We start from the raw sequence: 18,219 nt of genomic DNA on the forward strand, positions 1-18,219 counted from the left end.
CCAACGTCCCCGTGACGCGTCTACCCCTGTGCCCTGCCACGTCCTGCTCCCCATCCCTGTGGACTGTCTGTCCACTGCTCTACGGGGCGGGGCGGCGGGTCCGTCGCGCTCTGTCCATCTGCGGGTCGGACGGCGTGGACCGTGCGGGCATGGGGAACGGCAGACGAGTCGGGCTGTACGCCGGGTTCTGTTCCCCGGTTCCCTCGCGGGAGCCGGGGCGACGGCCATCCATCTAGGGCCGGCGTTGCCACCGGCCTCGTGCGGTCTACCCGCGGACTCGGGCGGGCAGCCCTCGATCGTCCGCGCAGAGCCGCTTTTTACGGCGGCCCCTCTTGACCTTGCTCCGGGTGGGGTTTACCTAGCTGCCCAGGTCACCCTGGGCACTGGTGGTCTCTTACACCACCGTTTCACCCTTACCCAGCACCGAGGTGCTGGGCGGTCTGTTTTCTGTGGCACTGTCCCGCGGGTCACCCCGGGTGGCCGTTAGCCACCACCCTGCCCTGTGGAGCCCGGACGTTCCTCGGGAAGCTCCCCGTCAGGGGGACTCCACGCGGCCGTCCGCCCGGCTCGTCTGCCGTGTGGACCATGGTACCGGGCGGGAGCGGGGGCGCGGACCGGCGGCGGTGGCGAGGACCGAGCCCGCGAGGATCAGCGTGAACGCCGCCACGATGCCCGCCGTCAGCCGCTCGTCCAGGAAGATCGCGCCCGCCGCCACCGCGACCGCCGGATTGACGTACGTGAAGACCGTCGCCCTGGTCGGGCCCGCCTCCTTGATCAGTTCCAGGAAGGCCACGAAGGCGATCGCCGTGCAGACGACGCCCAGCGCCGCCAGCGCCGCCAGGACCGAGGCGGAGGGCATGGCCGACGGCCAGGTCAGCGCCGCCGCCGGGGCATAGACCAGTGCCGCCAGGGCCAGGCAGGGGGCGATGAGCTGGAGGGTCGGGACGTTCTTCAGGTGGCGGGCCACTATCAGGGGCGCCGTCGCGTAGCCCACCACCGTCACCAGTACCTCGGCCAGCGACTTCGCGTCGCCGCCCGTCAGGTGCGGGACCGTGAGGACCCCTACGCCGGCCAGGCCCAGGCCGAGTCCGGTGGCCCGCCTCGCCCCCAGCCTCTCCGTCTCGCCGAAGAAGCGGGCCAGGGCCACGCCCACGATCGGCACGCCGGCGATCAGCAGGCCCGCCGTCGAGCTGGAGAGGTGGCGTTCGGCGTCGGTCAGGGTCCACCAGGGGCCGATGATCTCGATGCACGCGAAGGCGAGCATCGGGCGCCAGTGGGCGCGGATCGTGCGGGGCAGGCCGCCCTGGCGTATCGCGAAGGGGAGCAGGAGTGCGGCGCCGAGGGCGCAGCGTGTGAACACCACCATGGACGGGGACACCGCTTCCACCGCCACCTTGATCATCAGGTAGGGGACGCCCCAGACCACTCCCATCAGGGAGAACAGGAACCAGCCGCGTGCAGTCATGCGGCGAGTCTCGGCCGCGTCACCCCGTCGTGTCTTGAACGCTGTTGCGGTACGCCGCCGGGGTCACTCCCAGGACCCGGCGGAACCAGCGGGTGAGGTGCGCCTGGTCGGCTAAGCCGACGAGTCCGGCGACCTCGGCGGGGCGCAGGCCGGACTCCAGGAGTCCGCGGGCCCTGGCGACCCGGTGCTGGGCGAGCCAGGCGTACGGCGGTACGCCCATCGTCGTGCGGAAGGCGCGCAGGAGCTGGTAGCGGGAGAGGCCGAGATCGGTGGCGAGGGCGGCCAGGGAGGGAGGGTCCAGCAGTTCGTCGGCGAGGCGGTCGCGTACGGACCTGGCGATGTGGTCGGCGCCGGGCAGGGTGTCGTTGCTCGCGCGGGCCGTGGAATGGCGGCGGGACAGGGCCGTGAGCAGCCAGGGCAGGCGGGACTCGGCCTCCAGGGGGTCGGGGCAGGTGCTGATGTCCGTGTGGGCGCGGCGGAGGGCGGTGGCCAGGTCCGGGTCGTGGAGCACGGCGTCCCGGAAGTGCGGGAAGCCCCCGGGGGTGCCGTCGGTGCCGTCGGTGAGGAGGGACGGCTCGGCGTAGAGGGCCTGGTAGGCGTATCCGTCGGAGGCGGCCGGGCCGCCGGTGTGCATCTCGCCCGGCTCCAGGACGACGATCGAGCCGGGGTAGGAGTGGATCCGGCCGCCCCGGTAGGCGATGACCTCCGAGCCGCCGACCGTGACGCCGATGGTGAACTCGGAGTGTGCGTGCGGCGCGTAGACGTGCTGGTCGAAGTGGGCGGTGAGGAGGTCGAGGGGCGGGCCGGCGCGACCCAGGCGTGCCCTGGTCCAGCTGGCCTGTTCTCGCATCTGTGCCTGTGTGCTCACCTCATACCCCCGGCTCACAGGGGATCAGAGGAAGTCGGTGGTGTCCAGATCGAAGGCGAAGGGTTCCGGGAGAGTCAGCGGTCTGCCGAAGGCCGCGGTGCAGAGTCGGTGGTAGTCGCTCCTCTCCGGCTCGGTGAACAGGGTGATCGAGGAGGCGTCGCGGTCGACGAGCAGGTAGAAGGGGATGCCACCGCGGGCGTAGCAACGGCGTTTGGCCTCGCGGTCGATATCCGGCCTGGTGAAGGTCACCTCCAGCACCATGGTGACTCCCGCACAGGGCATCCATGGTGGGGCCCCTCGGAAGAGCCACGGTGCGCGGGCGACGATCGTGCCGTCTGGAATCACATGGTCCTGAGGATGGCCGTGCGCGTGCCCCAGCTTCAGCCCTTTGTTCCCGGAGAACTGAACGTCGAACTCTGAGCGCAGATGGAGCTGTCTCACGATCCGGCTGATGCAGTGCTCGTGATGACCGTCCGGAAGTGATGTAAGGACGAACTCGCCCTCGACCAGCTCCGCCCGGAAACCCTCCGGGGTGTCCAGTTTGACGAACCAGTCCAGCAGCAGCTTCTGCGTGTACGGGTCCTGCGCCATAGCGGTGATGCTCCCCTCCGACGATCACTGACCAGACTGGGACACTGCGCGGATCACGTCCGTGGGTTGGGGAGCCGTTCCCTCGATGGTGTCGCTTGACCTTGCCGCAACGTCAACGTCTTCACTGGTCCCATGCGGATCGGAGAACTCGCCGCCGCCGTCGGCGTCACCACGCGGGCTGTGCGGCACTACCACCAGCTGGGCCTGTTGCCGGAGCCGGAGCGGCGGGCGAACGGGTATCGGGAGTACGGCCTGCGCCACGCCGTCGTGCTGGCGCGGATCCGGCGGCTGACCGAGCTGGGGCTCGGGCTCGCCGAGGTGCGGGACGTGCTGGCGGACGAGGCCGGTAAGGACCTGGTCGAGGTGCTGACCGAGCTGGACGAGGATCTGGCGCGGCAGGAGGAGGCCATCCGGGAGCGGCGGGGGCGGTTGCGGATCCTGCTGGAGGCGGAGGGCGGGCTGCCGGTCGAAGGGCCTGTGTCGCCGGAGTTGGCCGCCTTGTTCGCCGGGTCGGAGCAGTTGTCGGACTCGCCCATGGCCGCCAAGGACCGCGAGATCATGGCCTTCCTGGAGACGGCCATGCCGGACGAGGCGCGGGAGCAGCTCGTGTCGTCGTTGGGTGAGGCCCTGGGGAATCCCGAGGCCGTGGCGCGGGCCCATGAGGCGTACGCGCTGCTCGACGCGCTCGCCGAGGCCGAGCCGGACGATCCGCGGGTCGACGGGGCCGCCCGGGCCCTGGCCGACTGCATTCCCCCGGAACTGTTCCCGGAGGTCGGGGATCTCGACCACGACGACAGTGTCATGCGCGCCTTCTACGCCGATCTCGCTCCGGCCCAGGCGGAGGCGATCCGCCGGACGCTCCACATCCTCACCGAGGAGCGACGATGAGGATCGCGCGGCTGCTGGTCCGGCACGAGGTGCGCGTGCTCGTGAGCCTGGTGATGTGGGTGGCGCGGCGTACGCAGGGGACCAGGGGTGGTCAGGTCTTCGGGTACGCGCGCGGGCAGGGCGCGATGATGTTCGGGTTCGGCTTCGTGTGTGTCGTCGAGACCGTGGCGATGTCCGTGCTGCTGCGGGACTGGCCGACCGTGCACGCCGTCTTCCTCTTCGTGGACGTGTACAGCCTCGTCTTCGTCGTCGGGCTGCACGCCTCGTCGGTCGTACGTCCGCACGTACTGGATCCGGTCGGCGGTGAGCTGCGGATCCGGCGGTACGTCCATGTCGATCTGCGGGTGCCGCTGGAGCTGATCGCCTCGGTGCGGCGCGAGCTGCGGATGACGCACCAGCGGGCCGACGGCGAGCTCAATGTCGAGGTGGGCGCCCAGACGACCGTCACGATCGAACTGACGGAACCCGTCACCCATCTCACCTTCCTCGGGCGTCGGCGGGCGGTGCGTGTCGTCCGTTTCCACGCCGACGATGCCGACGGCCTCGTCCGCGCCCTCGGCCGGGCGCGCGTCTGAGGTCGACGCAGGTCCCCGTACGCTGTCGGCGGAGTTCGATTGAAGGAGTACGCGTGCTTGTCCTGCTGCCGCCGTCCGAAGGCAAGGCCTCTTCCGGCCGCGGAGCCCCGCTGAAGCCGGAGTCGCTGTCGCTGCCGGGGCTGACCGACGCCCGGGAGGCCGTTCTCACCGAGCTGGTCGAGCTGTGCGCCGGCGACGAGGACAAGGCGCGCGAGGTGCTCGGGCTCAGCGAGGGGCTGCGGGGCGAGGTCGCGAAGAACGCGGAGCTGCGGACGGCGGGAGCGCGGCCGGCCGGGGAGATCTACACCGGCGTGCTCTACGACGCCCTCGGCCTGGCGACCCTGGACGCCGCCGCCAAGCGGCGGGCGGCGCGCTCGCTGCTCGTGTTCTCCGGGTTGTGGGGTGCGGTGCGGGTGACGGACCGGATTCCGTCCTACCGGTGCTCGATGGGGGTGAGGCTGCCGGGGCTCGGGGCGCTGGGCGCGCACTGGCGTACGCCGATGGCGTCGGTGCTTCCCGAGGTGGCCGGGGGCGGGCTGGTACTGGATCTGCGGTCCGCCGCGTACGCCGCCGCCTGGAAGCCGAAGGGCGAGATCGCCGGGCGGACGGCGTCGGTACGGGTGCTGCACGCGCCGACGCGGAAGGTGGTCAGCCACTTCAACAAGGCGACCAAGGGGCGGATCGTGCGCGGCCTGCTGACCGCCGGGGCCGATCCGAAGAACCCGGCCGAGCTGGTCACGGCGTTGCGGGAGCTCGGGTACGTCGTGGAGGCCGAGGCGCCGGGCAGGGCGGGGCAGGCGTGGGCGCTGGACGTGCTGGTGGACGAGGTTCACTGACCGCCACGTGACGCATGTTGCAGCATGCGCAATGAGCTTTGCGCATGCTGCCGAGTCGGCGGCAGGATACCGCCATGGTCTCTCCCCCGCCCGCCTCCGTGCTGGACCTCGCGCCCGTCATCCCTGTCGTCGTCATCGAGGACGCGGGCGACGCCGTACCGCTGGCGCGGGCGCTGGTGGCCGGTGGGCTGCCCGCGATCGAGGTGACGTTGCGGACGCCGGCGGCGCTGGAGGCGATCCGGGAGATCGCCGGGCAGGTGCCGGGGGCGGTGGTGGGTGCCGGGACGGTGATCAGTCCCGGCCAGGTCGAGGAGTCGGTGGCCGCGGGCGCCCGGTTCCTGGTCAGTCCCGGCTGGACGGAGCTGCTGCTGGACGCGATGCGGGCGTCCGGGGTGCCGTTCCTGCCAGGGGTGTCGACCACGTCCGAGGTCGTGGCGCTGCTGGAGCGCGGGGTGCGGGAAATGAAGTTCTTCCCGGCCGAGGCCGCTGGCGGTACGCCGTATCTGAAGTCGCTCTCGGGGCCGCTGCCGCAGGCCCGTTTCTGCCCGACGGGCGGGATCGGCCCGGCCTCCGCGCCGGACTATCTCGCGTTGCCCAACGTCGGCTGCGTGGGCGGGAGTTGGATGCTCCCGCAGGACGCGGTCGCCGCCCGCGACTGGGGGCGGGTCGAGGAGCTGGCCCGTGCGGCGGCGGGGCTCAGCGCAGGTGGGACGTGTCGTTGAGGAGGCGGACGCTGGCGTTGCCGTCGGCGTAGTACGCCACGACCGACAGGGACGCGGCCGAGAGCTCCATGCGGAACAGGGACTCCGGCGGGGCGCCGAGGGCGAGCCGGACGAGCGTTTTGATCGGTGTGACGTGGGTGACGAGCAGCACCGTGCGGCCCACGTACGCCGCGACCAGCTTGTCGCGGGTGGCGGCGAGCCGGGTGGCCGTCGCCGCGAAGCTCTCGCCGCCGCCGGTGGGTTCGGCGTCCGGGGAGGCCAGCCAGGCGTTCAGGTCGTCGGGGTGGCGTTCGCGCACCTCGGCGAATGTGAGTCCCTCCCAGGCGCCGAAGTCGGTCTCGCGCAGTCCGTCGTCGATGCTCACGTCGAGCCCGAGCCGGGCGGCGACGATACCGGCGGTCTCCCGCGTGCGGGTGAGCGGCGACGAGACGACGGCCTGGATCGTGCCGCGCCTGGCCAGCAGTGCGGCGGCCCGCTCGGCCTGTTCCCGGCCGACGTCGGAGAGGGAGGGGTCGGTGCCACCGCTGCCGGAGAAGCGCTTCTGCGGGGTGAGGGGGGTCTCGCCGTGACGCAGGAGCACGAAGGTGGCGGGGGCACCCATGTCGGCGGGCGCCCAGCCCGGCGCGGCAACGGCCTTGGCGGCACGGGCGTCGGCGTCGGCTTTCACCGAGCGGGCGTCGGCGTCGGTATCTGCACGGACGTCGGGTGTATCCGCGTCGGCACGGACGCCCGGTACATCGGCGTCGGCCTGCTCGGCATCGGGCCCCGCACCGTCAGACGTGTCCAGCTCGGCCGTGGACGTGTCCAGCTCAGCCGTCGATGTCGACTCCGACCACTGTTCTCCCCTGGCCCCGGCGTCCATCGCCTCGTTGGCCAGCCGGTCCGCGTGCTTGTTCTGCTCCCTGGGAATCCACTCGTACGTGACCCGGCCCGGCGGGAACACCCGGGCCGACTCCGCCGCCAGGGGCTTCATGTCGGGGTGTTTGATCTTCCAGCGGCCCGACATCTGCTCGATGACGAGCTTGGAGTCCATCCGGACGTGGACCGTCGCGGCCGGGTCCAGTTCATGGGCCGCGCGCAGGCCGGCGAGGAGGCCGCGGTACTCGGCGACGTTGTTCGTGGCGACGCCGATGTACTCGGCCACCTCCCGTAGGGTCTCCCCCGTCGCCGCGTCGCTCACCACGGCCCCGTAGCCCGCGGGCCCCGGGTTGCCCCGCGACCCGCCGTCGGCCTCGACGATGAACTCCCGTACGGCCACCGCCCTGTCGCCCCTTACAGCCCCGACTCGGACGTGCGCACCAGGATGCGCCCGCAGTTCTCGCAGCGGATCACCGTGTCGGGCGCCGCCTTGCGGATCTCGGCCAGCTCCGTGAGGGCCAGCTCCTGCCGGCAGCCCTGGCAGCTGCGCGCGTACAGCTTCGCCGCGCCGATGCCGCCCTGCTGCTCGCGCAGCCGGTCGTAGAGCTTGAGCAGATCGGCGGGCACCGACGCGGCGACGACCTCGCGCTCCTTGGACGCCGTGGCGGCCTCGCCGTCGAGCTCCTCGAAGGCCGCGTCCCGGCGCGCGGTCGCGTCGTCGATCTTCGACTGGACGGAGGCGACCCGCTCGGTCAGCTCGGCCGCCCGCTCCTGCGCGGCCTCCCGGCGCTCCATGACCTCCAGCACGACGTCCTCCAGATCGCCCTGCCGCTTGGCGAGCGAGGCGATCTCGCGCTGGAGGTTCTCCAGGTCCTTGGGGGAGGTGACGGCACCGGAGTCCAGGCGCTGCTGGTCGCGGGTGGCGCGCTGACGCACCTGGTCCACGTCCTGCTCGGCCTTGGTCTGCTCGCGGGCGGTGTCGCTCTCCTCGGTCTGCGCGGCCACGAGCAGGTCGCGCAGCTGGATGTGGTCCTTGGCGAGCGACTCGATCTCGGCGTGCTCGGGCAGCGACTTCCGCTTGTGCGCGAGCTGCTGGAGGCGGACGTCGAGGTTCTGGACGTCGAGGAGTCGGATCTGGTCGGCGGGCGCGGCGTTCAGTTCGGGGCTCCCAGGGGGTCAGAAGTGGCGGAGGCCGCGTGCGCGGTCCAGGGGTCGGTGACCGTCTTCGAGACGTGGACGCGGAGGTCCCATCCGTGCCGGTCGGAGATCTCGTCGAGCTGGCTCGCGGCCAGCTCGCACCAGGGCCACTCGGTGGCCCAGTGCGCCGCGTCGAGCAGCGCGAGGGGGCTGTGGGCGCGGGCCTCGGAGACCGGGTGGTGCCGCAGGTCCGCGGTGAGGAAGGCGTCGACACCCGCGGCGCGTACGTGGTCGAAGAGGCTGTCGCCGGAGCCGCCGCTGACGGCGACCGTGCGCAGCACCGCCTCGGGGTCGCCGGCGACGCGGATGCCCTGCGCGGTGGCGGGCAGCCGCTCAGCGGCGCGGGCGGCGAACTCGCGAACGGTCAGCGGGTGGTCCAGGGCGCAGACGCGGCCCAGGCCCCGGCGACCTTCCGGGTCGGTGGGGTCAGGGACGAGCGGTCCGGTGACGCGCAGGTCCAGGGCGCCCGCGAGGGCGTCGGAGACACCCGGGTCGGCGGTGTCGGCGTTGGTGTGGGCGACGTGCAGCGCGATGTCGTTCTTGATGAGGGTGTGGACGGCACGGCCCTTGAAGTGGGTCGCCGCGACGGTCGTCGTGCCGCGCAGATAGAGCGGGTGGTGGGTGACGAGCAGGTCGGCGCCCAGCTTCACCGCCTCGTCGACGATCTCCTGGACCGGGTCGACGGCGAACAGCACCCGGGTGACCTCCTGGTCCGGGTCGCCCACGACGGTGCCGACCGCGTCCCAGGACTCGGCCCGCTCGGCGGGCCACAGGTTCTCGAGCGCGGCGATGACTTCAGACAGACGGGGCACGGGAGCAAGGCTACCCGTCTGATCTGTGGCGTTGAACCGCCACCGCCACCGTCGCGGTCACCGCCACCGCCCCCGCCACGGTCACCGCCATCGTCACCACCGCGTTCACCGCCACCGCCACCGTCACCGGCCCCGTAGGCCACCGCTCGGCCCGCCGAGCACAAATGCCCCTTTTCCTCAGGCGAATCGTTCCTGGAACACCCTTATGTGTGAAGCCGGAGCGCCCGGATTCCCCGCGTGTGGGACGAAAACTACGTTCGTCACTGGAGGTGACCGAACGATGACTGCCTGTGCGATCGAGCCTTCGGCGGCACACGAGGACGGGGACAGGGCGGGGCCGGTGAGCTGCGCGCTCTCCGCCGACGGTGCCTACGCCGCACGCCTGGCGTCGGCCGGCGACTCCTGGTTCCCGGAGCGCTGGACCCTGGACGGCCCCGAACCCTACGCGGTGCCGCTGCCCCGCAATCAGCCGGAGGAGCCGGGCACCGAGGTGCAGCCGATGGCCGACGGGCGGGTCCTCATCCACCGCCTGGTGGCCGGGCGGCACGCGTTCTCACTGCTGTACCCGACCGGGCCCGGCACCGGCGAGCTGCCCCTGGGCGCGATCGAGTGCCCGGACCCGGCCGCCCGGCTGCGGCTGCTGCCGCCCGCCCCCGGCGGCGAGCGGGCGTACGCCCTGGCGGTCGGCCGGCGTTCGACGGCGGTGTGGCTGGTGGCCGGCGGCCCCTCCGGGCCCGAACAGCTGGCCGAGCTGCCCGGCCGCTGCTCGGGCGGCGTCTGGCTGGACCCGACGGGGCGGCTGCTGGCCCTGGACCGGGAGACCGGCGGCCCCACCAAGGCCGTTGCGGTGGATCTGGAGCGCGGCGGCCAGGTGTCCCCGCTACTGCAGATCGCCGCCGACAGCGACGACCGGCTGCTGCTCGCCGACCACGACAGCGGGCTGCTGATCGTCCGCTCGGACGCGCCCTCGCCGGGCCAGGACCGGCTGGGCTGGGGCGTCCTGGGCAGCACCCTGCCGGTGCGCTTCCCGGAGTGCCTGCGGCTGCGGGACTGCGCGGTCACGCCGTTCGCGATCCAGCCGGGACAGGTGCTGACGCCGGAGAGCTGTGCGGTGGCGCTGCGCGTGGACGGGCCGGCGGGCAGCTGGGTCGCCGTGTGGCGGCCGGCCGAGCGGCGGGTGCACCATCTCCCGGCGCCCGAGGGGTGGTTGGCGGGCACCGGCCTGTGGACGCCGGAGGGAGTGCTGCGGCTGCCGTACGCGACGGAGCTCGTGCCGTGCGGAGTGGCGCAGGTGAGCCCGCCCGGGGCGGCGGTGCAGGAGCCGGGCAAGGAATCAGGGCAGGAGGCGGGCGCGCGGACAGCCGGCACGACCGCCGCACCGGGGCATCCCCCTGAACCGGGACCGGAACCGGAACCAGGACCGGAACCAGGACCGGGACCGGAACCAGGCCCGGCAGCGGAACCGGCACCCCCGCCCCCCTCCGCCCCCCGCCCGGTGCCGCTGCAGCAAGCGCCATTGGGACGGCTTGTAACGAACTAGTGCCGGTTGGCGTGGCCGCCTGGATCCCGGGTGCGGGGTGCCGGTTACACTCGCCCGGCTGTAAGAAAGATCATGTTGACGGGGTGAATTCCATCCGATGAGCGACGCCGGCACCAACCAGTTGCACGCTGACGACGTCCAGGAGACCTCCACCGGCCCAGGCCGGCACCGTGGCGAGGTCTCCACGCACGACGGCGAGACGGCTCCGCGCGGTCGCCACCGCAAGCCGGTGGCGGAGACCGAGCAGACCGAGACGGCGGCCTGACGGAACGTCAGTGACCGAACAGCGAACGGCCCCACCCCTTGTATGAGGGGCGGGGCCGTTCGGCGTTCCTCAGCCGCGTCTCAGTCCCAGCACCTCCGCCGCCGCGAAGGTCTCCCCCATCGGCCGGTCCGCGTAGTACGGCCCGAGGACGGCCTCCAGCTCGTCGTACGTGAAGGTGTCCTGCTTGCTGTCGAACTTGGCGGCGACCCGCGGCCGTTCGACGACGGCGACCATCCCGCCGTGCACCACGAGGAGCTGCCCGTTCACGTGGGCGGCCGCGGGTGAGGCCAGATAGCCGACGAGCGGGGCGACATGCTCGGGGGCGAGTGGGTCGATGGCGTTGCCGGAGGGCTGCTCGACGCCCGCGAAGACGTCCTCGGTCATCCGGGTGCGGGCGCGGGGGCAGATCGCGTTGGCCGTCACGCCGTACTTGCCGAGGGCGAGGGCCGTGGAGGTGGTGAGGCCGACGATCCCGCCCTTGGCCGCCGCGTAGTTGGGCTGCCCGGCGGAACCGGCGAGGAACGCCTCCGAGGAGGTGTTCACGATCCGCCCGAACACCGGCTCCCCCGCCCGCTTGGACCGCTCCCGCCAGTGGGCGGCGGCGAACCGGGTGGTGTTGAAGTGCCCCTTGAGATGCACCCGGAGCACGGCGTCCCACTCCTCCTCGGCCATCGAGAAGACCATGCGGTCGCGCAGGATGCCCGCGTTGTTGACCAGGATGTCGAGCCTGCCGTACTCGGCGACGGCCGACTCGACCAGTTCGCCCGCCTGCCGGAAGTCGGAGACGTCGCCGGTGTGCGCGAGGGCGGTCCCGCCCGACGCCCGGATCTCGGCGGCGACCTCCTCGGCGGGCCCGGCTGAGGCCGCGCCGCTGCCGTCGCGGCCGGGCTGCCCGTAGTCGTTGACGACCACGGCGGCGCCGAGCCGGGCGAGTTCCAGCGCCTCGGCCCGGCCGAGCCCGCGGCCCGCGCCCGTGACGACGGCGGACAGTCCCTGCAGAGGCAGCGGCATGGTGGGCGTCCTCACATCTCGATGCATGTACGCAGGGCGGTCCCGGTCCGCATCTGGTCCAGGGCCTCGTTGACGTCGGCGAACGGGACCCGGTGGGTGATCAGGCCCGCCAGGTCGACCCGGCCCGCGCGCCACAGGGCGATGGTGCGTTCGTAGGAGCGCAGGACGTCTCCGCCGCCGTACATGGACGGCAGGACGCGCTTCTCGTCGAAGAACAGCTCGAACATGTTGAGCTGGAGGAAGTCGTCCATGGCGCCGGCGCCGACCACGACGAGGGTGCCGCCGCGCCGGGTGGTGTCGTACGCGGTCCGTGCCGTGGCCGACTTGCCGACGACCTCGAAGACGTAGTCGAAGCCCTCACCGGCGGTGACCTGCTGTTTGGCGTCAGGCAGTTCGTCCGGGGAGATGGCCCTGGTGGCGCCGAACCCGATAGCGGCCTCACGGCGCGAGGCGATGGGGTCGACGGCGACGATCTCGGCGGCGCCCCGCAGCCTGGCCCCCTGGATCACCGAGATGCCGACGCCCCCGCACCCGATCACCGCCACCGACGAGCCGGCCTCCAGGTCCGCCGTGTTGAGCGCGGCGCCCAGTCCGGTCGTCACACCGCAGCCGATGAGGGCGGCGATGTCGAAGGGCACGTCGTCGGGTATCGGCACCGCGCAGCCGGCGTCGACCACGACCTCCTCGGTGAAGGTGCCGGTGCCGGCGAAACCGAAGACGTCCCCGCCGGGGCGCTTGAAGTTGGGCGTGCCGGCGTTCATGAACCCGGCCAGGCACAGTTCGGTCTGGCCGCGCTTGCAGGCGGGACAGGCGCCGCAGGCGGGCAGCCAGCACACGACAACCCGGTCACCGGCCTTCAGGTGGCCTACGCCCTCGCCGACTTCGAGGATCTCCCCCGCCCCCTCGTGCCCGGGCACGAACGGCGCGGGCTGCGGCAGCACCCCGCTCATCGCGGACAGGTCCGAGTGGCACAGGCCCGTGGCGCGCACCCTGATCCGCACCTTGCCGGGTCCGAAGCCCACCGCCTCGACGTCGTCGAGGACCTCCAGTTTGTCCTGGCCGATCTCGTGCAGTACGGCTGCGCGCATGGTGCGGCTCCCCTCGTACGGCGTTCTGGATCAACGTCGTTCTGGACTCAGGTGTGTTCGACGATGGTGTCGGCGAGGACGGGCGCGTCGTCCCTCCCTGCCGCGCCGACGGCGACCCTGGTGGACTCGCGCGTGTGCCACATGCGGATCCGCAGCGTCTCCCCCGGGTACACGACCCCGGCGAACCGGGTGGTGTAGGTGCGCACCCGGGTCACGTCCCCGCCGAGCAGCGTGTCGACGACGGCCTTGAGCGTCATGCCGTAGGTGCACAGCCCGTGCAGGATGGGCCGCTCGAACCCGGCGACCTTGGCGAACTCGGGGTCGGCGTGCAGGGGGTTCCAGTCGCCGGAGAGGCGGTAGAGGAGGGCCTGGTCCTCGCGGACCTGCCGGTCGACGACCCGGTCCGGCTCACCGGCGGGCGGGTCGAGCCGGGCGGACGGGCCGCGGTCGCCGCCCCAGCCGCCCTCGCCGCGGATGAAGATCTGGGCGTCGTTGGTCCACAACGGGCCCTCGGAGTCGCCGGCTTCGGTACGCAGGACCAGGACGGCCGCCTTGCCCTTGTCGTACACGGCGGCGATCCGGTTGGTCGCGGTGGCGGTGCCCGTCGCGGGGATGGGCCGGTGGATGACGAGGCTCTGGCCGCCGTGCAGGACACGGGCGAGGTCGACCTCGATGCCGGGCATGGACAGCCCGCCGGTCACCCCGGGCTTTCCGCCGCCCGCGACGGTGGCGAAGCTCGGCAGGACGTGCAGCCGGGACTCCAGGGTGTAGCGCAGCTCGTCGGGGTCGGTGGCGGGGGTGCCCGCGCCGATGCCGAGGTGGTAGAGCTGCACGTCCTTGTGGTCCCAGGTGATCTCGCCGGTCCGGGGTTCGGCGGCGAGCGCCTTGACTGCGTCGATGGGCATGGGGCTCCTGATCGCCGTAGGAAGACCTCGGCTCGCCGTGGAAGAGACCTCGGCACGGCCGTCCGCACCGTCGGCCGCACCGAGGCCGTCTGGGACCGAACCGGAACGGACCGGAACGGACCGAACCGGAAAGGACCGACTTCAACTGGAACGCGTTCCAGTCCCGCGCCCTCTGTATAGCCCAGGCCCCCACACTTGTGAAGCCTCCTGACGCTGTGTCAGATGCCGGGGTTCCGGGAGGACGGCCACCCGGGGGTGACGTTTGTCCTGCCGAACTCCGTACAACCGCATCTGCCGCCCACCGCGCCGGATCGGGGACGGGGCGGGCGCCGAAGGCGGGGGCGACGCGGGCGCCGACGGCACGTCCGGGGCGGTCGTCGGAGGCGGGAACGGGACGGCCGCCGCGGCCGGGGCAGGTGCGGGCGGCGTAGGCAGGCCCGGGGCAGTCGCCACAGGCAGGGACGGCGCGGGCGCCAAAGGCACGGCCGGGGCGGCCGCCGGAGGCGGGAACGGGACGGCCGCCGCGGCCGAAGGCGGGGCGGGTGCGGGCGGCGGAGGCGCGGGCGGGGCGGTCGGTATGGGCAAGGTCTGTGCCGCTGGTGAGCTCGGATCCTTGGGCGGGCCCTGGGGCTCCGCTGGGCTCGGCGGGACGGGGGGTCTGACCGGGCTGACGGAGCGGCTTCCGATGGCGGGTGGGTCGCAGACGGCGGGGCCGCGGGCGAGGGGCGGGTTCGCGGTGACGGCGGAGCTGCCGCTCGACGTCGATACGGCGGACGCGCGCCCGGCGGTGGCGGAACCGGCGTGACAGTTCGCCGGCCGACGGCAAGCGGCTGGGGCTGAGAGCAGGCGGCAAACGCCCAGCCGCTACCGTCCTCCCCCGACGGCCCGAGCCCCCGAGAGGCGCGGCCCGGCGGGCTCCCTGCCGCGGATGCGCCACCGGCCGTGGCCGAACCGGCGTGGCCATCCGCCGTCCGATGCCAGGCCCCCGACAGTCCAAGCCAGGCCCAAGCGCTCCACCGCCCCCTCCCCCTCCCACCGGGGGCAGGCCCCCTACGGCAGGACACCCCCGTGTACGTTGGCCGACGAGTCGCGTCGTAGTACGACGGCGTTGGCAACGGCTGGGGGAAATGGAGCACATGGGACGCGTCGCCGTCATCACCGCGCCGAACATCGGGTACCGCAACACGGGCATGCTGACCGTGGACTTGGCGTTCGAGTCCCTGCGGCGGCGGATGACCGCCGAGGGCGTCGAGGTCGACGCCACCTGGTTCACCCTGCACACGCCGGAGACCGTGCCGCTGCGCGAGTGCGCACGAGGCACCGGCTTCCCGTTCCGCTTCCTTCCGCTGGCCGAGCACCTCGACACGCTCCGCGACCACGACGCGGTCGTCTTCTGGGGCGACTTCCTGCACACCCGGCACTATCTGGCGCAGGACGCCACGAACCGTCTGCTCGACTTCGGCATCGCAGCGGACCGGGACGCCGCCCGGAACCTGCTGAACCGGACCCTGCTGTTCGCGGACCAGCCCGACGAACTCCTCACCCGGACCCTCAGCTACGGCGGGACCATCCTGCACAACACGCAGTCCGACTACGAGGACAAGGAGTACGGCCCCCTGTTCGCCCGGCTGGTGACGCGCAACCACCGCACCTGGGTGCGTGACCCGCTCTCGGCCGCGAAGATCGCGCACCTGCGCGGGGACCGTACGACCGACTACTTCGGTTCGGACGCGGCGCTGCTGTCCCGCCCGGGCGACCTCGACCACCTCCCCACGACGGACTGGTCCCGGTCGGTACCGTACGGCGGCGCGATCGGTGTGTTCCTCGGCGCCAGGACACCCGTCCCCGAGTGGCTGCCCGCCGCCTGCCAGGACCTGTCCGACCGCCTGGGCGCTCCCCTGGAGTGGCTGCCCTGGTTCGACCGGGACGTGCCCGCCCCGGTCGGCCACATCGGGGCCCGCCCGGGCGACCACACCATCGGCGACCTGGTGGGGGTCCTGCCCCGCTACCGGCTGGTCATCACGGACACCTACCACCTGGCGGTCAACGCCTGGGGCGCCGGCACCCCGGCGGTGTGTGTCGGCGCGCCCGAGCCGACCCCGAAGACCCACGACGACTACCTGACGCTGAGCGATGTGAAGAAGCACGTCTTCCACATGGCGTACGACGCGACGGACTTCTATCTGTCCACCCAGGAACCGCACGAGCAGAGCATCGACCGGATCGTGCGGCTCGTGGAGGGCGGCGGGGCCGACGCCGTGGCGACCCGCATACGCGAGCACGCCGACCACTCGGCGAAGGCCTTCACCGGAACACTGGCCTCGCTGCTCGACTCGCCCCGCCCTACCCCGGGCGCGTGACCGACAGACCCATCCGCGTACTGCTCGCGGAGGACCAGGGCATGATGCGCGGCGCGCTCGCGTTGCTGCTCGGCATGGAGGACGGCAGCGAGGTGGTCGCCCAGGTGGCGGCCGGTGACGCGATCCTGGACGCGGCTCTCGCCCACCGCCCCGACGTCGCCCTCCTCGACATCGAACTCCCGGGCAGGAGCGGCCTGGACGCCGCCGCCGACCTGCGGACCCGGGTCCCGGACTGCCGCGTGCTGATCCTCTCCACGTTCGGCGCCCCGGCTATCCGGCCGGGCGGTGGAGGCGGGGGCCACCGGCTTCCTCGTGAAGGACGGCCCGGTGGAGGAACTGGCCGCCGCCATCCGCCGTGTCCTGGCCGGCGAGACCGTGATCGACCCGCCCAGCGCCGGCCCCGACCCGCCGACCAGCCGCAGGAGCGACACTCTCAAGTCCTCGGCGGACGGCGCGACCGTCGCCGACATCGCCGCCCGGCTTCATCTCTCGGAGTCGACCGTCCGCAACTACCTCTCCTCCGCCATCGGCAAGACAGGCACCCGCAACCGCGCGGAGGCCCTGCGCGAGGCCCGCGGCCAGGACTGGCTCTGAGCCCCGAGTCCGGTAGCAGGTCCCGGAAACACCGGCCGCCCTACCGCTCCCGCGGCATCCGCGGCAGCCAGACCCACATCAGGAGCACGCCCGCGATCAGCACCCCGGTCCCCACCCGGAAGGCCAGCGCGTAGCCCTCCGTCAGCGCGGCCGGTGTTCCGCTGCCCGCCGTCCGGGCCGCCGCGAGGGTGGACAGGACGGCCAGGCCCAGTGAACCGCCCATCGTGCGGGAGGTGTTGACGAGGCCGGAGACCAGGCCGGCCTCGCCGGGGGCCGCGCCGGAGGTGGCCAGGGCGGCGAGCGGTGTCGACGCGAGTCCCGCGCCGAGCATCATGAGGATGCCGGGGACGAGGATCGCCGTGGCGAAGGAGCCCTCGGCGGTCATCCTGGACTGCCAGGCGAAGCCGGCCACGGCGACCAGTGTGCCCAGCACCGCCACGGTGCGCGGGCCGGCCGCCCGCATCAGCCGGGGCGCGAGCTTGGAGCCGAGGACGACGGCCAGGGAGCTCGGGACCAGGGCGACTCCGGCCTCCAGGGGCGTGTAGCCCAGGACGTTCTGCGCGTACAGGGTCATGAAGAACCACATGCAGAACATCGCGAAGCCGCACAGGAACATCGAGACGTTCGCCGACGCCACCGACCGCAGGCGCAGCAGCCCGAGCGGCATCAACGGGCTCGCGGTGCGGGCCTCGACGGCGAGGAACAGGGCGATCAGCACGAGCCCGGCGAGCAGCGGCAGCAGCGTGGCCGCCGCCGTCCAGCCCTCCGCCTCCGTCTGGGAGATGCCGTAGGCGAGCGTGCCGAGCCCGGTCGTCACCAGCAGCGCGCCCGGCAGGTCGAGCCGCCGCCGGTCCCCGGCCCGGCCCTCGACGAGGAACCAGGCGGCGGCGCAGAGCACCACGACCCCCACGGGCACGTTGATCAACAGCACCCACCGCCAGGACAGCGCCTCCACCAGGAGCCCGCCGGCCAGACCGCCCGCCGCGCCGCCGGCGCCGCCGACCGCCGTCCAAGTCCCTATCGCCCGGGCCCGGGCCGGGCCCTCCGGCACCGACGAGGTGAGGATGGTCAGCGTCGAGGGCGCCAGCACCGCCGCGCCCAGCCCCTGTACGGCCCGTGCGACCAGCAACTGCCAGTCGTCCTGCGCCAGTCCGCCCGCCACCGAGGCCAGGGTGAACACACCGAGCCCGACGAGGAACATCCGCTTGCGGCCGTAGAGGTCTCCGGCCCGCCCGCCGAGCAGCATGAACCCGGCGAAAGCGATGGTGTAGGCGTTGACCACCCACTGCAGGCCCTGCTCGCTCAGCCCGAGCCCGGTCCGCATCGAGGGCAGCGCCACATTGACGACGGACACGTCCAGTACGACGAGGAACTGGCCGGCACAGGTGAGCGCCACCACGAGCCAGGTGGGAGGCGACGCGGTACGGCGGGGTGTTCGGGTCCTTTCCGCGGCTTCAAGCATGGGTGTCATGCTCTCAACCACTCCATGCTCCTGGCATCGGGATTTCGGCCTAGGGCCGGCGGGGCCGGACCTAGGCCCCTTCCCCAAGAGAAGGTCAAGAATTCGTTAGAGTGCCGAAGCAACGGAATAGTTGCCTGCACATACAAGTTCAGGCACCACGTAACCGCACCACGTAACCACAC

Annotated in this window: 16 protein-coding genes, 1 other RNA gene and 2 pseudogenes; 8 read left to right on the forward strand and 11 right to left on the reverse strand. The window is 72.6% G+C overall.

Translation table 11 applies throughout. The features are described from left to right. Positions 1-160: 160 nt before the first annotated feature. The 4 genes and pseudogenes from rnpB to ACWIF2_RS04120 form a co-directional block, all read right to left on the reverse strand. An RNA gene (gene rnpB, locus ACWIF2_RS04105) (RNase P RNA component class A) lies at positions 161-570 on the reverse strand. 115 nt (positions 571-685) lie between these two features. Then, a pseudogene (locus tag ACWIF2_RS04110) lies at positions 686-1,465 on the reverse strand (DMT family transporter); the annotation flags it as partial. Positions 1,466-1,484: 19 nt separating this feature from the next. Next, the gene (locus ACWIF2_RS04115) at positions 1,485-2,315 is read right to left on the reverse strand and encodes an AraC family ligand binding domain-containing protein (RefSeq protein WP_454358571.1); all 831 of its coding nucleotides are present in this window, start codon (positions 2,313-2,315) and stop codon (positions 1,485-1,487) included. 42 nt (positions 2,316-2,357) lie between these two features. After that, entirely contained in the window at positions 2,358-2,924 is a 567-nt protein-coding gene (locus ACWIF2_RS04120; protein WP_454358481.1) for a Uma2 family endonuclease, read from the reverse strand. A 132-nt stretch (positions 2,925-3,056) separates the two neighbouring features. Here ACWIF2_RS04120 and ACWIF2_RS04125 point away from each other — a divergent pair, with 132 nt between their 5' ends. From ACWIF2_RS04125 to ACWIF2_RS04140, 4 genes are all read left to right on the forward strand, one after another. After that, complete coding sequence (locus tag ACWIF2_RS04125; RefSeq protein WP_454358482.1) at positions 3,057-3,812, forward strand: MerR family transcriptional regulator; 756 nt, start codon at positions 3,057-3,059, stop codon at positions 3,810-3,812. After that, positions 3,809-4,387 carry a hypothetical protein gene (locus tag ACWIF2_RS04130; RefSeq protein ID WP_454358483.1) on the forward strand — a complete coding sequence of 193 codons (579 nt, stop codon included), beginning with the start codon at positions 3,809-3,811 and terminating at the stop codon, positions 4,385-4,387. The genes ACWIF2_RS04125 and ACWIF2_RS04130 overlap by 4 nt, the downstream gene beginning before the upstream one ends. A gap of 53 nt (positions 4,388-4,440) precedes the next feature. Then, entirely contained in the window at positions 4,441-5,223 is a 783-nt protein-coding gene (yaaA, locus tag ACWIF2_RS04135) for a peroxide stress protein YaaA (RefSeq protein ID WP_454358484.1), read from the forward strand. A 74-nt stretch (positions 5,224-5,297) separates the two neighbouring features. Beyond that, positions 5,298-5,945, forward strand: a complete 648-nt coding sequence (locus ACWIF2_RS04140) for a bifunctional 4-hydroxy-2-oxoglutarate aldolase/2-dehydro-3-deoxy-phosphogluconate aldolase (RefSeq protein WP_454358485.1) — start codon at positions 5,298-5,300, stop codon at positions 5,943-5,945. On the opposite strand, the gene ACWIF2_RS04145 is transcribed toward ACWIF2_RS04140, so the two are convergent. From ACWIF2_RS04145 to ACWIF2_RS04155, 3 genes are read right to left on the reverse strand one after another with little or no spacing between them, the layout of a single operon-like run. Next, positions 5,920-7,203 carry a bifunctional RNase H/acid phosphatase gene (locus ACWIF2_RS04145; protein ID WP_454358486.1) on the reverse strand — a complete coding sequence of 428 codons (1,284 nt, stop codon included), beginning with the start codon at positions 7,201-7,203 and terminating at the stop codon, positions 5,920-5,922. The genes ACWIF2_RS04140 and ACWIF2_RS04145 overlap by 26 nt on opposite strands. Before the next feature lie 14 nt (positions 7,204-7,217). After that, positions 7,218-7,961: a zinc ribbon domain-containing protein gene (locus ACWIF2_RS04150; RefSeq protein WP_454358572.1), complete on the reverse strand. Its 744-nt coding sequence runs from the start codon at positions 7,959-7,961 to the stop codon at positions 7,218-7,220. Next, entirely contained in the window at positions 7,958-8,812 is an 855-nt protein-coding gene (locus ACWIF2_RS04155; protein WP_454358487.1) for a Nif3-like dinuclear metal center hexameric protein, read from the reverse strand. The genes ACWIF2_RS04150 and ACWIF2_RS04155 overlap by 4 nt, the downstream gene beginning before the upstream one ends. 280 nt (positions 8,813-9,092) lie before the next feature. Between ACWIF2_RS04155 and ACWIF2_RS04160 the strand changes: the two genes are divergently transcribed. Beyond that, on the forward strand, positions 9,093-10,352 hold the full coding sequence (locus ACWIF2_RS04160) for a hypothetical protein (RefSeq protein WP_454358488.1): 1,260 nt from the start codon (positions 9,093-9,095) through the stop codon (positions 10,350-10,352). Positions 10,353-10,449: 97 nt separating this feature from the next. Next, on the forward strand, positions 10,450-10,617 hold the full coding sequence (locus tag ACWIF2_RS04165) for a hypothetical protein (RefSeq protein ID WP_454358489.1): 168 nt from the start codon (positions 10,450-10,452) through the stop codon (positions 10,615-10,617). A gap of 69 nt (positions 10,618-10,686) precedes the next feature. Here ACWIF2_RS04165 and ACWIF2_RS04170 read toward each other — a convergent pair whose 3' ends face one another. The 3 genes from ACWIF2_RS04170 to ACWIF2_RS04180 are packed head-to-tail and all read right to left on the reverse strand — an operon-like array spanning position 10,687 to position 13,621. Then, positions 10,687-11,628, reverse strand: coding sequence for a 3-oxoacyl-ACP reductase (locus ACWIF2_RS04170; protein ID WP_454358490.1), 942 nt, complete (start codon positions 11,626-11,628; stop codon positions 10,687-10,689). An 11-nt stretch (positions 11,629-11,639) separates the two neighbouring features. Further along, entirely contained in the window at positions 11,640-12,716 is a 1,077-nt protein-coding gene (locus ACWIF2_RS04175; protein WP_454358491.1) for a Zn-dependent alcohol dehydrogenase, read from the reverse strand. Between the two features lie 47 nt (positions 12,717-12,763). Beyond that, complete coding sequence (locus ACWIF2_RS04180; RefSeq protein ID WP_454358492.1) at positions 12,764-13,621, reverse strand: MaoC/PaaZ C-terminal domain-containing protein; 858 nt, start codon at positions 13,619-13,621, stop codon at positions 12,764-12,766. Positions 13,622-14,757: 1,136 nt separating this feature from the next. On the opposite strand from ACWIF2_RS04180, the gene ACWIF2_RS04185 reads away from it, so the two are divergent. Continuing rightward, on the forward strand, positions 14,758-15,981 hold the full coding sequence (locus ACWIF2_RS04185) for a hypothetical protein (RefSeq protein WP_454358493.1): 1,224 nt from the start codon (positions 14,758-14,760) through the stop codon (positions 15,979-15,981). 41 nt (positions 15,982-16,022) lie between these two features. Next, positions 16,023-16,575, forward strand: a pseudogene (locus tag ACWIF2_RS04190) (response regulator transcription factor). 40 nt (positions 16,576-16,615) lie between these two features. Here ACWIF2_RS04190 and ACWIF2_RS04195 read toward each other — a convergent pair. Beyond that, positions 16,616-18,046, reverse strand: coding sequence for an MFS transporter (locus ACWIF2_RS04195; protein WP_454358494.1), 1,431 nt, complete (start codon positions 18,044-18,046; stop codon positions 16,616-16,618). Between the last annotated feature and the right edge of the window lie 173 nt (positions 18,047-18,219).

The sequence above is a fragment of the Streptomyces sp. NPDC055506 genome (assembly GCF_053643595.1).